The following is a 15,373-nucleotide window of genomic DNA, read 5'->3' on the forward strand; positions in this document are numbered from 1 at the left end:
TTCTGTTTTTGAGGACGGATTAACGATTAACTAAAGTTCTGAACTACCAATTGAAATTAGTTTTGATTCAAATTCTTCTCGTGGACCTTTGGATTTGTTTTTTAGTAAAGAGCGATAATTGTAAATTGTAGAAACGGAATATCTTAAAAAAGTGGCAATTTTAGCGCTATCTTTTATACCCAAACGAATTAAGGCAACAATACGTAATTCGGTATTTAGGAGTTCACCTTCCTTGAGTTGTGTTAATTCTTTGTCAATCAATAGCGATTCAAATTGTATTATAAAATCGGGAAACAATTGCAAAAAGGTGCGATCGAAGTTGTTGTAAAACTCGGTTAGTTCTTCTGTAATAAATTGTTTAGACTGTACGGCATCTAGTAGCTGATTCATTTTGCCTGCAGTAGCCATCACATTGAGTTTTTTGCGATATCCTTCTAACTTTGCGATATAATCAGAACATTGGTCCATGTACCTACCAATGTAAATTTCTTTTATTCGGTTTGTTTCCGCAAGATTATTATTGGTCTCATTCAACATTAAGTTAGTTGATTGTAAGGTAGTATTAAGGACAACTAATTGCTGGTTGGCGATATGAATTTCTTTTTGTGCTGCTTTTAGCTGCTTCATTTGCTTGAAAAGTTGGAATAAAGCAATTAATAGAATTACAGTTAGAATGCTCAGACAAACTAAAAACACAACGAGTTGTTTTTTATTGGTTTCATTTTGCTGCTGATAGGCACCGCTAATTATAGGTAGCATTTTAGAAATTTCGTAAGTGCGTAATCTTGCATTACAAAACAAAGCATCTTCTAAGGAGCGCTGAATATAAAGATAGGCCCGGTCTATATCTCCTTCCTCGTACAAGAGGAACGCCAAGTTACGCAGGGAAATATTTTCCTTTTTTGAATTCTGTAAATCAGAAATAGCCGAAATGATCAGCCATTTTTTCTGTTCCTCACGATTCCCTTTTTTTTGATAAATAGTCGAAATGATATAAGCAAAAACAGCTCGGTTAGGGTCGTCTAATTTTAGAGATTCAAAGGGAACTTTTAAATAGAGGATGGCTTGATCGTAAACTCCTTTTTCTATTAGTGCTTCGGATGTATTTATCGTGTATTCATTTGTTTGCTTTTTAACATAAATCAATGCTGAATCTCGGTATTTCTTTACCAAGGATAAATAGTTGTTTTTTTCATAATTCGAACTAGCATAGTCTGCCATGTAGCCGTAAATACTACGATTGATATTGTAGTAGGCGCCTTTTAACCCAGGGCTTTTGTCCACTGTTTTTGTAGAGAGAATATCAATAGCCTCCTTGTACATTCCTAGCGTTCCCATTATAGAGGCTAGGTCTAAATAGGATTGGTTTGTTGTGTTAAAATCATTTATTTTTAGGGCTATAGCAACATTTTTTCGTGCATATGCAAGAGCTGAATCTGATTTGTACAAACGATATTCCTCGTAAAGTAGTCGAGAAAGGATTTGTTTTTCGGTTTCAGTTGCGCTGGAATTAAATTGTTTTTTTAGAGCAGCTATTTGTGCTTCTTTTTGCGTTGTATACTGCCCTATATTTGCAATTGTTTGATCTAGTTCTTGCAATAAAGCAGTTGTATTGTCTTGGGACAAAACGATTGTGGGAAAAAATAAAATTAAAATAACTAGTAGCAAGCGATTCATTAAACCTAAATTAAAGTAGTGTAAAAATAGATAAAATAATGTACTATTAGTTTGTATAAACCTACTCTTTATTCGAGTTAAGAAGATTGGTAATTATGTAATTTAACTTTGGTTGAGATTATGAAATGTGCGGCTAACGCTTTAAAAATAAATAATAGTTTCATTTATGTTAATAAAAATGCATAAATTACATAAGTCACTTACAAATTATTAAATTTGTATCTTATTAGATATTATGTTAGAAAAAGAAGTACTAAATTTTGAAAAAACAGCCATTGTTGGTATCGTAACTCAAAATCAAAGCGAAGAGAAACTTAAGGAGTATCTTGATGAACTAGAGTTTTTGACCTATACTGCTGGCGGGGAAGTCGTAAAGCGTTTTTCTCAAAAAATGGAACGACCAAACCCCAAAACTTTTATGGGAACTGGTAAAATTGAAGAAATTCATGCGTATGTGAAGGAAAACGGAATCTCAACATTGATTTTTGATGATGAACTAACGCCTTCACAACAGAAGAATATTTCAAAAATAATAGTAGAGTGTAAAATACTAGATAGAACACACCTTATACTTGATATTTTTGCACAACGTGCCGAGACTTCCTATGCGAGGACTCAGGTTGAGCTAGCGCAATGTATTTATATGTTGCCAAGATTATCTGGACTTTGGACACACCTTGAACGCCAAAAAGGGGGAATTGGAATGCGTGGACCTGGGGAGACAGAAATTGAAACTGACCGTCGTATTGTTAGAGATAGGATTGCTTTATTGAAAGATAAAATTAAAGCAATTGACAAACAAATGGGAACACAGCGAGGTAATCGCGGTTCTATGGTTCGTGTTGCCTTGGTAGGATACACCAATGTTGGGAAATCAACCTTGATGAATGCCGTAGGGAAAAGCGATGTTTTTGTAGAGAACAAATTGTTTGCAACTCTAGACACTACCGTTCGTAAAGTAGTGATCAAAAACCTGCCATTTTTACTTTCGGATACAGTAGGTTTCATTCGTAAACTGCCTACAATGTTGGTTGATTCTTTCAAGAGTACGCTAGATGAGGTTCGTGAAGCCGATTTACTCTTGCATGTTGTTGATATTTCACATCCTGAATTTGAAGATCATATTGCATCAGTGAATCAAACGTTGTTAGATATTAAGGCTAACGACAAACCAGTAATAATGGTTTTCAATAAAATCGATGCTTACAAACATCTTACGATAGACGAAGATGATTTAATGACGGAAAAAACACCAAGGCATAACACACTTCAAGAGTGGAAAGCAACTTGGATGGGTCGCGTAGGAGAGGAAAATGCATTGTTTATATCGGCAACCAACAAAGAAAACTTCGAAGAGTTTAGAGAACGCGTTTACGAAGCCGTGAGACACATACACATCACACGTTTCCCGTACAATAAGTTTTTATATCCTGATTACAAAGACGCTGTCGAGAAAGAAGTCGATGAAGACGAAGAAATCGAATAATCGCAATTAGTTATTTCAAAAACAATCTAGTCAGTTCTAGCGCTGTCCAGAATACCGATGTAATTTCAAGCTCTGTCTAGAATAATGTTGTCAGTTCGAGCGGAGTCGAGAACCGTCAGTTGTGCTAATAAACAAGTTGTTAAGAAACGATTAATAGTTTGTCAGTTCGAGCGGAGTCGAGAGCCACACTAAATACAATCCAATCCCTTTTGAGTCATCATTAGGGATTTTTTTTGGGCATGCCCCAGCTTCCACTTCGTTGCAGCTGCGTCAGGCTGTTCGTTGCAATCTTTTATTCCGTTACACTACATAAAAGGATTTCCACTGCCATCCTTCATGCGAGACCTGACACAATTGAAGCTAATTTTAAACTTTTTCAAAAATAGATATGAAATAAATTGCGATATTTGAAATTGTAGACCAAGGAAGTAAGGTAATTGTATGATTTCATTACTACCAAATAAATTTCTTAAAGTAAATAATATGCGTTTAACAGAGCTAGAAGGAAGAGCGAACAAAGTAGACAACGATAAAGCACAAGCTAAAGTTGCCCGGTTTAAGTCGCTTTTAATAGAATTAGAAAAAAAAGAGTTGCCGGATACAATTGTTGCTGCAATCAATCAAGAGGTTCAGGAATTAAATACAACAGTAGGTACGGATGGTGATTTTAGTAAATTATTAAAAAAGAAACAAAGTGCCATTATCAGTTTAGTGGAAAAACAAGTTAAAATTGTACCTCTACATTATTATCGTACTATGTGGATGGCCTTAGGAATGTCTGTTTTTGGCTTACCGCTAGGAGTTGCGTTGGGTGCTATTTTGAGTAATATGGGCCTTTTAGGTATCGGATTGCCTATAGGTATGGGTATTGGTATATTGGTTGGTACTAGATTAGACATGAAAGCAAAAAATGAAAACAGACAATTAAATATCGAGATCAAGTAGCCAAGAAATAAGCTTTTGATGCCATGTTAGAATTGTTAAAAAATCCCTTTTCGAATAAAATTCAAAAAGGGATTTTTAATATAATTAGTTCATAATGTCTAGAAACCATAGTTAACACCTAATCCAAATAATTCTCTTACCTGAACTGCTTTCACAGAGTTGTCATCATAAATAGCTTGTAAGGCTACATTTGCGGTAAGATATTTATTGATTTTCATAACGACATTCATTTGGTAATCAATATCAATATTCTCCGGATGATCTAAATAATTAGAATACATGTTTAATCTATTTTCGATAGACACATTGGTCATTAAATTGAATTTGTAATACGCAGTTATACTGGCTCCAAATTCAAAACGAGTTGTATCGCCTTGCAATACTCCAAAAGAAGGTCCAAGATCAGTAAAGTGACTATCAACTATTATTAATTTGGCAGCAGCAGGAGCGAAATTAACGCTGACATTATTGTTTTTCTTCCATAATACACCAGGCCCCATTTGGAAATAAGCTGGAGAGAAAAAGTGTGAAATGCGTAAATCATTTTTGTCTAATCCGGTGTCCATTTGGCTTTTAAAGTTGAAGTAAGCAGAATAATACCAATTAGGAGCTTTAGATTTTTTCCCCAAAATACTATTTAGCTCTAAACGATCATCGGTTTTGGCTGTTTTTTCATCTCCCTTTATTTTACTTAAACCATAAGCTAGGATGAATTTGTTATCCCATACTACATCGTCTTTTTTATAATTCAGATCGTAATTCAAACCAAAATTTCCTGCTATATTAGAGGTACCACCTCCAAGCCACTGTTTGTTGTATGATGACTGATTAAAAAGTAAGGAAATAGTTCCTTTAGAAGTCCAAGTTTTAATGCTATCCTTTGTGACTTCTTGCGCTTTAACATTGCTAAGCGTTGTTAAAAACAAAATAAGAAACAGTAATTTTTTCATAGTTTAGTTTTTATGTTGATCTATTTTTTTGCTTTATACAAAGGTACTGCAGAGCATGCTTCGCCGTACATAATGCTGCGAGCGTAAGGTTGTAAAAATTGAGCAGCAAGTATGTAAGCTCTTGTTGGTACTGGTTTTTTAGAACAGCCTTTAATGATGGTAGCTTTATTTTGGTATTGACTATAATCTAATTGTGGTAGTAAGGCTTCGTATAACGAAGCATTTAGATCTTCGATAGAACCATTTACAATTTTTTTAGTATATGGAGCTAATTGAACCGCCACTAAAATGGATGCCCAAGCAGGTACAATAGCGTCAGTGCTGCAATTGATAGCGACATAATGGTCTTGGTACTGTGACCAATCATGATTTTTGAGGTGCTCTCTAAAGTCTTTTTCTCTTAATAAAAAGCCTTCAATCAGCCATTGTGCAATATCAATTTGAGTTCTAATACCAGTAGGATAATGGTCTTCAAGGTCAAAAACCTCTAGGGTGCTTGCTGCAACTTTATTTATTATTTCTTCCATTTTTTAAGTCTTTAAGTCTTAAAGTCAAAAGTCATAAATTAGCTGGCTTGCTAGTTTATGACTTTTACCTTTTGTACTAATTTAAAGCATTCCTAATTCTAGTTTTGCTTCTTCGCTCATTAGATCTTTACTCCATGGTGGGTCAAAAGTAATTTCAACTTCAGCATCCTTCACGTTTTTGATCGATTTCACTTTATCTTCAACTTCTCTTGGTAAACTTTCGGCCACGGGACAGTTAGGTGAAGTAAGTGTCATTAATATTTTTACTTCATAATCCGTATTTACCATAACGTCGTAGATTAATCCCAACTCGTAGATGTCTACTGGAATCTCTGGATCATATATCGTTTTTAATGTTTTTACGATTGATTCGCCTAATGCGGTAGTGTCTATTTCTTGCTCCATTTTGTTTTTTGTTTAAATGTTTTAAACATATAAGTCATATTAGTTTTTTTTGAAAGTAAAACAAAGTGATTATAAGTTTTTATTTTTTTTATGATTTAAATTTAAAATTTGTATTGATGACTAATATGATTATCATTTAACAATTTATTAATCTTCGAGTCTCCGATATAATTCATTTACGAAAGTTTTTTGACCTTCATAAAAAATATTTTTTACATTGAAATTGATCATTAATCCAATTGGCACATCTAGTAAGGTCATATAGGTTAGCAATTGTGCTTCAAAAATTGGATTTATTCCATTTACGGATTTTAACTCGACTACTAAACTATTTTCAATAAGTAAATCGCATCTTAGTTTTGATTCTAAATCATGTCCTTTATATTTTAGAGGAACTAGTAGTTCAGACGTAAAACCTATTTTCCGTAATTCTAATTCTTTTTTTAAGCATTGGTGATAAACAGATTCCAAAAGGCCTGGGCCAATACTTTTATGAACTTCAATGGCAGCTCCATTTACTTGATAGACTAAATCTTTGAGATAACTCTTTGTAAGCTTCATTACTATCGGTTTTACTATTGATTAGTGTAAAAATAGTATAGGTTAATCAAATATTTAGAAAGAAACTTATCTGACTTCTATGTTCAGATTGAAATTAGTTTTTAGCATTGAATGCCAAAGCATACATCTTTATATTCTTAATCATCGATACTAATCCGTTAGCGCGAGTAGGTGATAAATGTTCTTTTAATCCTATTTGATCAATAAATTCCATGTCGGCTGCAATGATATCTTGCGGACTCTGATTAGAAAAAACCCGAATCAATATCGCAATTATTCCTTTAGTCAAAATAGCATCACTATCCGCAGTAAAAACAATAGTATCACTATTTTGTTCTCCTTGTAGCCATACTTTCGACTGACATCCTTTGATTAAATTGTTATCCGTTTTGAATTCTTCTTTGATCAAAGGTAAATTTTTACCTAAATCGATAATGTATTCGTAACGTTGCATCCAATCATCAAACATGGAAAATTCATCAACTATTTCTGCTTGTATATCTTTAATCTTCATCGCTTTGTTTTACAAATGAGTTAATCTTTGTCACTAATTTTTTTATTTCTACAGGAGGAAAACCATGGTCAAAACTTGGTGTTTCATAGGTACTTCCTTGGTATGTTATTTTTAGGTTGGCAATTGCTGCCCCATCGTAAAATCGTTTTTCAGTTGGTGATTTCAAATCTTTGATTTCCTCTAGATTGATGTCGTCAAACAATTGGATTAAATTTTTCCAATCTGCTTCTGAAATTTTTGTTGGGGTACCTTTCTCTTTTTGCCCTCGTTCTTTTATTACAGTTACCATTTGTTTTTCGATAATAACTTTTTGATAAAAGCCTCTCGTATTCGCTGTGTACTCAATTACTGCTGCATTGATATCTTGATTGTTACTACTGTCACATCCTTTGCTAAGGAATATTGTCAAAAATAATAGGGAAAGTAGTTTCATAATTTTGGTTTTAGGATAGCATCATTTGTGCTTTTTTCAAGGCTTCAACTAGGCTATCTATTTCTTCTTTTGTATTATAGAAAGAAAAGGAAGCCCGAATGGTGCCCGGAATGTTAAAATAAGTCATAATTGGCTGAGCACAGTGGTGTCCTGTACGAACTGCTATTCCTAATTTGTCAATTATCGTACCAATGTCGTAAGGATGAATTCCTTCAATGTTAAACGAGATTACAGAGGTTTTTTCTTTGGCAGTACCAAATATGCGTAATCCCTCAATTTCTAGCAGACGTTTTGTACCATACTCAAGTAATTCAAGTTCTTGTTGTTGTATGTTGTCAAAACCTACTTCGTTCATATAATCAATTGCAGTACCCAAAACAATTCCACCTGCAATATTAGGGGTTCCTGCTTCGAACTTATGAGGCAATTCAGCATATGTTGTTTTTTCAAAGGAGACTTCTTTGATCATCTCACCACCACCTTGATAAGGAGGAAGTTTATTAAGCCATTCTTCTTTACCGAAAAGAATTCCTATTCCTGTTGGTCCACAAATTTTATGTCCAGAGAAAACATAGAAGTCACAATCTAATTCTTGTACATTTGGTTTCAAATGCGGTACTGCTTGTGCACCATCGATTAAAACAGCTGCGCCAACGGTATGTGCTTTATCGATTATGTATTTGATAGGATTCACAGTTCCTAGTGCGTTCGAAATATGGTTTACGGTAACAATTTTTGTTTTGTCTGACAACAATTTGTCATATTCTGACATGATTAGTTCTCCCTCATCATTCATTGGGATTACTTTTAATGTTGCTCCCGTTCGTTCACACAACATTTGCCATGGTACAATGTTACTATGATGCTCTAAGGCAGAAACTAAAACTTCATCACCAGGTTTTAATATAGCTGTAAATCCATTTGCTACCAAATTAACACCAAAGGTTGTTCCCGAAGTAAAAAGTACCTCGTGCAAATGTTTAGCATTAAGATGGTTTTGAATTTTACCACGTGAAATTTCATAAGCATCAGTTGCTAATTGACTTAAGGTATGAACACCACGATGTATATTAGCATTGATTTCTTGATAGTATTTTGAGATAGCATCTATAACCACTTGTGGTTTTTGAGAGGTTGCTCCGTTGTCGAAGTATACTAAGGGTTTTCCATTAACTTTTTGAGAAAGAATAGGAAAATCGGCTCTTATTTTTTGAATATCTAGCATAATTATTTAGAATAAATTCTTAACACAAAAGTACGGAATATATACCATTTTGAAATTATGAAAACCAAGTTTTTAATAGATTCTTGTGATATAGTAATAGCTAAATTTATATACAACTTATTCAATTTGATTGCATAAGAATGAGAAGTTTTTAATAAATTGCTTGAAAAATAATGAGATGAAAAAAAGTTTTAAGATTATAGGTCTCGCTCTGCTTATTGCTCTTTTGTATTTAGGTTTTACAACCTATCCGAAATTAGATTTAATTTCGGGCTTTTCAGCCAAAAGTGTAGCCTCAGGTCATTTTATTGATAATCGCTCTAAGGAAATGATTGAGAAGGGTGACAATGATATTAATTTACTTGATTTAGCTAGCAATGTAATAGATGATGCTGGGGAATTTGCTAAATCTTCAGTCTACGGATTGAAAGAACGTAAAGCAATTTACCGTGAAGGTCTTGGTGCTACTTTGATTGATGATAAATTTGATACTACTAAACCATATAATACACCAAAGCGAAATAAAATAGCCAATAATTTAATCTATCCTTATGGAGATGTAGAGCAAAAGGACACGGTTTTCTCCAATGTTGATTACGCCAAATTAAATACCGCTGTCTCCAGCGCTTTTGATGAAAAGGGAGTGATTAAAAAAAGAACACGTTCTTTATTGGTGATTTATAAAGATAAAATCATTGCCGAAAAATACGATACGGGCTTTAACAAAGAGAGTAAGATTTTAGGGTGGTCTATGACCAAAAGTATTACAGCAACAATTTTTGGGATTCTTGAGAAGCAAGGCAAGTTTGATATTAATAAACCGGCTCCAATTCCAGAATGGAAAGAGGATGCTCGAAAAAAAATCACGACAAACGATTTACTACACATGAATTCGGGATTAGCCTGGGAAGAGAGTTATGATAAAATATGTGATGCTACGGAAATGTTATTTCAGTCTGCTAATATGGGACGTGTTCAATTAGAAAAAGAAGCGTCTTATGAGCCAAACAGCCATTGGAATTATTCCTCAGGGACTTCTAATTTATTGTCTTACATTTTAAGAAATCAATTTAAGACGCATCAAGAGTATTTGGATTTTTGGTATACTGAACTGATTGATAAAATAGGGATGCAGTCTATGATTGTGGAGACAGACATGGCGGGTAATTTTGTGGGATCGTCTTATGGCTGGGCAACAACGCGTGATTGGGGGAAATTTGGGTTGCTGTATTTACATAAAGGGAATTGGAACGGCGAACAGTTATTCAATGAAAGTTGGGCTAAATATGTTGCAACACCAACAAAAGGGTCCGATGGTGTTTATGGTGGGCACTTTTGGTTGAATGCAGGAGGTAAATATCCGGATGCTCCGAAAGACATGTACTCTGCCAACGGTTTTCAAGGACAAAAAGTTTTTATTATCCCTTCCAAAGATTTAGTAATTGTAAGACTAGGGCTGACAGATGAAAGCCAATTTGATATTAACGAAGTGTTGAAAGGTGTTTTAGGGAGTTTTAAAAAGTAGTAATCAATAGATTTTTGTTAAGCAAAAGGTTGTTGTAGACAAATAAAGTATGACTTGGTCTAGTCTGCTTTTCTCAATGTGAGAAATGGTTCTCGACTCCGCTCGAACTGACAATGATTTTCGACTCTGTTTGAACTTACAATGATTCGCAACTTTTCTTTAGCTGCATACGGTTCTCGACTCCGCTTGAACTGACAATAGTTCAAGTCAATAATTGGATATCTAGCCCCGATAGCAGTGAAAATCCTTTTATTGTTTTTCTTTAAAACAATAAAAGATTGCAACGAATAGCGGGATGAGCTCATTAAAAAAACCTTTCAAAGTGCAATACTCTGAAAGGTTTTTTTAATTTATAAGCGTAATTATTACAAGTCAAATCCTATTTTCACGCCTAATTTGTTTGCGATAATTTTAGTGATTCTTTGTTTTAATTCGGGTATTTTAATGCTTTCAATAACGGCATTCGAGAACGCATACATTAATAAGGCTTTGGCTTCTTTTTGTGGAATTCCGCGTTGTTGCATGTAAAACATTGCTGTTTCATCTAATTGACCAATAGTACAACCATGAGAACATTTTACATCATCGGCAAAAATCTCTAACTGAGGTTTTGCGTTGATTGTTGCTTTGTCGCTCAATAAAATATTATTGCTTTTTTGGAACGCATTTGTTTTTTGCGCTGCTCTCTCTACGAAAATTTTCCCGTTGAAGACACCTGTTGATTTATCAGAAAAAATTCCTTTGTAATCTTGGTGGCTCTCACAGTTTGGTGAAGCATGCTGCACTAAAGTATAGTGGTCTACATGTTGCTTTTCGCCAATGATCGTAATTCCGTTTAGGTAGCTCACAATGCGCTCACCAAAATGGTAAAAATTCAAGTTGTTTCTAGTAAGGTTTCCACCAAAACTAAAAGTATTAACAGCCACGCTACTTTCCTCTTGTTGAGAAACGTAGGTGTTATCTATTAAGTTAGCAGTAAGATTGTCATTTTGGATTTTATAAAAATCGACCATGGCGCGTTTTTCAGCAAAGATCTCAGTAACTGAATTAGTCAATACTGGATTTTCATTCAAACTTTGGTGACGCTCAATAATTTGTACGTGAGCATTCTCACCTACAATTACTAAGTTTCTAGGTTGCACCATTAAAGCCGCTTCAGTACCTGTAGAGAAATACATGATTTCGATAGGTTTATCGGCTACTTTGCTTTTCGGGATATTTATGTACGCTCCTTCATTTGCAAATGCGGTATTTAGAGAAGTTAAACTCTCTTCTTTATTGGCTATCTGATTGAAGTAAGTATCAATTACCGTTTTGTATTTAGGTTTGTTTAATGCTGATGATAGTAAGCAAACGTCAATTCCTTCATGAGTTGTTGAAGAAAGATGAGAGCTAAAAACACCATCAATAAACACTACCTTATGGCTATCTATCTCATGCAAAAAGTATTTTTTTACATCAGAATATTGGATATTGTTTTCTTGCTTTGGAAAAACAGTAAAGTCATTTTTTAAGATGCTATTTAACGAGGTGTATTTCCAAGCTTCCTCTTTTTTGGTTGGGAAACCTTTATTTTCAAAGTTTTTTAAGGCAGCTGTTCGAACATCATGAAGTTCAGCGTGAACATCGATGCGCTCTTCAAAAGCCATAAAAGACGAGATTAATTTTTCTTTCAATTCCATTTTAATTTAAGTCTTAAAGTCGAAGGTCGAAAGTCGAAAGACTTTGGATTGTCAACATAATGTTATTTAAGTCTTAAGGTCGAAAGTCATAAAGTCAAGGGTGGGAAACCTTTCAGACTTTAGTCTTTCAAACTTTAGACTTTTGATAAGTATTTAATAAAACCACTTAACAATTTTGATATTTCTGTTACTGATTCTAAAAGTTTTTCAAATTCTGCTTTAGTAATGTAATTCAAATCAAATGCTAGATGTAATTGAGAACGAACTTCTCCAGCGGAAGCTTTTGCAACATATAAAAAGTAAATAAACTCTTTATCCGTATTTCTCTCAAATCCCTCAGCAATATTTGACGATATAGAAATTGAAGCCCGTCTAATTTGTCTAGTGAAATCAAAGTCTTTTTTGAAATTTGTATTTTCAGTGATAAGGTAAATTCTTTTATTAAAAACTCTTGCTCTTTGCCAAGAATTAATTTCTTCGAAAGAATTAAATTTTCCCATTCACTTTTTCTTTTGACTTTATGACTTTCGACTTTTTAATTTTATGCTTCTTGTTCTTGTTTGATCCAGTCGTATCCTTTTTCTTCTAGTTCTAAAGCTAAAGATGCGTCTCCAGATTTTACAATTTTACCGTTCAATAAAACGTGTACGTAGTCAGGAACGATATAATCTAGTAAACGTTGGTAGTGTGTGATTACCACTACTGCATTTTTATCGCTTTTAAGTTTGTTAACTCCATTAGCTACGATTCGAAGTGCATCGATATCAAGTCCAGAATCGGTTTCGTCTAGAATCGCTAATTTTGGCTCCAGCATTGCCATTTGGAAAATCTCATTACGTTTTTTCTCTCCACCAGAAAATCCTTCATTCAAAGAACGGGATAAAAATTTACGGTCGATTTCTAACAATTCTGATTTCTCACGAATTACTTTTAGCATTTCGTTTGCAGGCATTTCTTCCTGTCCGTTTGCTTTACGTGTTTCGTTGATTGCCGTTCTAATAAAGTTAGTTACAGATACTCCAGGTATTTCAACTGGGTACTGAAAAGAAAGGAAAACCCCTTTGTGTGCTCTTTCTTCAGGAGCTAATTCTGAAAGGTCTTCTCCATCCAAAATAATCTCTCCACTTGTAACCTCATAGTTTTCGTTTCCTGCTACGATAGAAGCTAAAGTACTTTTTCCAGCACCGTTTGGTCCCATTATAGCATGAACTTCTCCTGCTTTTACTTCAAGGTTGATTCCCTTTAGAATTTCTTTGTCCCCAATTGAGGCATGTAAATTTTTTATGCTTAACATTAGTTTTTATTTTAAACCATTAAGGTATTAAGATTCATTTAGCGATCTAGTCAAGTCAGCGTTTAACCTACTGAACCTTCAAGAGATATTTCCAGTAATTTTTGTGCTTCAACAGCAAACTCCATAGGTAATTTATTCAATACATCTTTACTGAAACCATTTACGATCAGCGCAATTGCTTTTTCGGTAGGGATTCCACGTTGGTTGCAATAGAAAACTTGGTCTTCACCAATTTTACTAGTTGTAGCCTCGTGTTCAATTTTTGCTGATGGATTTTTACTTTCAATATAAGGGAAGGTATGTGCGCCACAATTATCTCCCATTAACAACGAATCACATTGTGAGAAGTTACGAGCATTATCGGCATTTGGCGAAATACGTACTAATCCTCTATAACTGTTTTGAGAACGTCCAGCAGATATTCCCTTAGAGATAATAGTTGATTTCGTGTTTTTACCAATGTGGATCATTTTTGTTCCAGTATCTGCTTGTTGGAAATTATTAGTCACCGCAATCGAATAAAATTCTCCTACTGAGTTGTCTCCTTTTAAGATACAAGAAGGATATTTCCAAGTCACTGCAGAACCTGTTTCTACTTGTGTCCAAGAGATTTTGGCATTGGCTTCACACAATCCTCTTTTAGTTACAAAATTGTAAACACCACCTTTTCCTTCTTTGTTTCCAGGATACCAGTTTTGAACGGTAGAGTATTTAATCTCTGCACCGTCAAGCGCTACTAATTCTACAACTGCGGCATGTAATTGATTTTCATCACGGCTTGGTGCAGTACATCCTTCTAAGTACGATACATAACTGCCTTCATCAGCAACAAGTAATGTTCTTTCGAACTGTCCTGTTCCAGCCTGATTAATACGGAAGTAGGTAGAAAGTTCCATTGGACAACGAACGCCTTTTGGGATGTAACAAAACGAACCGTCAGAGAAAACAGCTGAGTTTAAAGCAGCATAGTAATTGTCCTTTTGCGGTACAATTGTTCCTAGATATTTACGAACTAATTCTGGGTGCTCTTTGATTGCCTCAGAGATACTCATGAATATAATTCCTTTTTCTCCTAGTGTTTTCTTGAATGTTGTTGCTACAGAAACCGAGTCTACCACGATATCCATGGCAACGTTGTTCATCATTTTTTGTTCATCAACAGAGATACCTAACTTTTTGTACATCTCTAAAAGTTCAGGATCTACATCGTCTAGCGTCTTGTTTGGATCTACCGCTTTTGGTGCTGAGTAATAAGATATAGCTTGAAAATCAGGCTTTGCATAATTTACATTAGCCCACTCTGGTTCTACCATTTCTTCCCAAGCACGGAAAGCTTCGATACGCCAGTCTGTCATCCATTGCGGCTCTTCTTTGCGTAAAGATATGGCACGAACGATATCTTCATTCAATCCAATAGGGAAAGTATCCGATTCTAATTCGGTGTAAAATCCATACTCGTATTCTTTTGTTTCGAGTTCGATTTTTAAGTCGTCTTCTGTGTATTTTGACATATATTTTTTTGTCTTAAAGTTTTGAAGTCTTAAGGTTTTAAAGTTGTTTTTAGTCTTGCGACTCAATGACGTTTACCGTTTGACTATAGTGAAAATGATTCTCCACAACCACATGTTCTTGTTGCATTTGGATTGTTAAAAACAAATCCTTTTCCGTTTATTCCGCCTGAGAATTCTAAAATAGTTCCAGCTAAATAAAGGAATGATTTTTTTTCTACAGCAATAGTTATCTCGTTGTCTATAAATATTTTATCGTCTTCGCCTTTGGTTTTGTCAAATTTTAAATCATAAGATAAACCAGAGCATCCACCGCTTTTTACACCTACGCGTACGTAATCTGTTGCAGCATCAAAACCATCTTCTTGCATTAAGTCGATAATTTTCTTTTTGGCAGTATCAGAAACTTGTATCATCGTTAAATTGATTTTGTCTAAATTAACTGCAAAGATACTATATAAAAACCTTTTTCCATAATAGATAACATTTTTATAACTAATGTAGAAATAGAAAAAGTCTATCTAAATCTCAAGAAAGCAGATCAATTTTCATAAATTGCAGTCGAATTGTGAAAACACAAAAGAGTTTTTGTAGAGGAGAGATTCTAGGTGTACTGGAACTATAAAATCTTTTTTTTATTT

The 15,373-nt window shown here is 34.3% G+C and carries 16 protein-coding genes; 3 read left to right on the top strand and 13 right to left on the bottom strand.

Annotation, left to right across the window (positions count from 1 at the left end; translation table 11 throughout):
- Positions 1–30 precede the first annotated feature (30 nt).
- On the bottom strand, positions 31–1,677 hold the full coding sequence (locus H8R22_RS03065) for a DUF6377 domain-containing protein (protein WP_187008996.1): 1,647 nt from the start codon (positions 1,675–1,677) through the stop codon (positions 31–33).
- A 235-nt stretch (positions 1,678–1,912) separates the two neighbouring features.
- On the opposite strand from H8R22_RS03065, the gene hflX reads away from it, so the two are divergent.
- Positions 1,913–3,163: a GTPase HflX gene (gene hflX, locus H8R22_RS03070; protein WP_187008995.1), complete on the top strand. Its 1,251-nt coding sequence runs from the start codon at positions 1,913–1,915 to the stop codon at positions 3,161–3,163.
- 441 nt (positions 3,164–3,604) lie between these two features.
- Complete coding sequence (locus H8R22_RS03075) at positions 3,605–4,108, top strand: hypothetical protein (protein WP_225878964.1); 504 nt, start codon at positions 3,605–3,607, stop codon at positions 4,106–4,108.
- Between the two features lie 98 nt (positions 4,109–4,206).
- Here the strand turns inward: H8R22_RS03075 and H8R22_RS03080 are convergent, their stop codons facing one another.
- From H8R22_RS03080 to H8R22_RS03110, 7 genes are all read right to left on the bottom strand, one after another.
- A complete protein-coding gene (locus tag H8R22_RS03080) occupies positions 4,207–5,058 on the bottom strand; it encodes a DUF3078 domain-containing protein (RefSeq protein ID WP_187008993.1) in 852 nt (283 codons plus the stop codon).
- A 20-nt stretch (positions 5,059–5,078) separates the two neighbouring features.
- A complete protein-coding gene (locus H8R22_RS03085; RefSeq protein ID WP_187008992.1) occupies positions 5,079–5,585 on the bottom strand; it encodes a DUF2480 family protein in 507 nt (168 codons plus the stop codon).
- An 81-nt stretch (positions 5,586–5,666) separates the two neighbouring features.
- Entirely contained in the window at positions 5,667–5,990 is a 324-nt protein-coding gene (locus H8R22_RS03090) for an SUF system Fe-S cluster assembly protein (RefSeq protein WP_187008991.1), read from the bottom strand.
- Between the two features lie 147 nt (positions 5,991–6,137).
- On the bottom strand, positions 6,138–6,551 hold the full coding sequence (locus tag H8R22_RS03095; protein ID WP_187008990.1) for a GxxExxY protein: 414 nt from the start codon (positions 6,549–6,551) through the stop codon (positions 6,138–6,140).
- Between the two features lie 94 nt (positions 6,552–6,645).
- On the bottom strand, positions 6,646–7,065 hold the full coding sequence (locus tag H8R22_RS03100) for a SufE family protein (RefSeq protein WP_187008989.1): 420 nt from the start codon (positions 7,063–7,065) through the stop codon (positions 6,646–6,648).
- Positions 7,055–7,498 (bottom strand): hypothetical protein, encoded by a 444-nt coding sequence (locus tag H8R22_RS03105; protein WP_187008988.1) that lies wholly within the window; start codon positions 7,496–7,498, stop codon positions 7,055–7,057. Before H8R22_RS03105 ends, H8R22_RS03100 begins: the two co-directional genes overlap by 11 nt.
- 10 nt (positions 7,499–7,508) lie before the next feature.
- Positions 7,509–8,723: an aminotransferase class V-fold PLP-dependent enzyme gene (locus H8R22_RS03110; protein WP_187008987.1), complete on the bottom strand. Its 1,215-nt coding sequence runs from the start codon at positions 8,721–8,723 to the stop codon at positions 7,509–7,511.
- A 178-nt stretch (positions 8,724–8,901) separates the two neighbouring features.
- On the opposite strand from H8R22_RS03110, the gene H8R22_RS03115 reads away from it, so the two are divergent.
- Positions 8,902–10,248, top strand: a complete 1,347-nt coding sequence (locus H8R22_RS03115) for a serine hydrolase domain-containing protein (RefSeq protein ID WP_187008986.1) — start codon at positions 8,902–8,904, stop codon at positions 10,246–10,248.
- A gap of 365 nt (positions 10,249–10,613) precedes the next feature.
- Here the strand turns inward: H8R22_RS03115 and sufD are convergent, their stop codons facing one another.
- From sufD to H8R22_RS03140, 5 genes are all read right to left on the bottom strand, one after another.
- A complete protein-coding gene (gene sufD, locus H8R22_RS03120) occupies positions 10,614–11,930 on the bottom strand; it encodes a Fe-S cluster assembly protein SufD (protein ID WP_187008985.1) in 1,317 nt (438 codons plus the stop codon).
- A 134-nt stretch (positions 11,931–12,064) separates the two neighbouring features.
- Positions 12,065–12,430 (bottom strand): four helix bundle protein, encoded by a 366-nt coding sequence (locus H8R22_RS03125; protein ID WP_187008984.1) that lies wholly within the window; start codon positions 12,428–12,430, stop codon positions 12,065–12,067.
- A gap of 41 nt (positions 12,431–12,471) precedes the next feature.
- Positions 12,472–13,224: a Fe-S cluster assembly ATPase SufC gene (sufC, locus tag H8R22_RS03130; RefSeq protein ID WP_187008983.1), complete on the bottom strand. Its 753-nt coding sequence runs from the start codon at positions 13,222–13,224 to the stop codon at positions 12,472–12,474.
- 62 nt (positions 13,225–13,286) lie between these two features.
- Positions 13,287–14,735: a Fe-S cluster assembly protein SufB gene (sufB, locus tag H8R22_RS03135; protein ID WP_187008982.1), complete on the bottom strand. Its 1,449-nt coding sequence runs from the start codon at positions 14,733–14,735 to the stop codon at positions 13,287–13,289.
- Between the two features lie 83 nt (positions 14,736–14,818).
- Positions 14,819–15,148, bottom strand: coding sequence for a HesB/IscA family protein (locus tag H8R22_RS03140; RefSeq protein ID WP_187008981.1), 330 nt, complete (start codon positions 15,146–15,148; stop codon positions 14,819–14,821).
- Positions 15,149–15,373: the final 225 nt, after the last annotated feature.

Origin of the sequence: Flavobacterium kayseriense (genome assembly GCF_014305095.1) — a bacterium.
GTDB classification, from domain to species: domain Bacteria; phylum Bacteroidota; class Bacteroidia; order Flavobacteriales; family Flavobacteriaceae; genus Flavobacterium; species Flavobacterium kayseriense.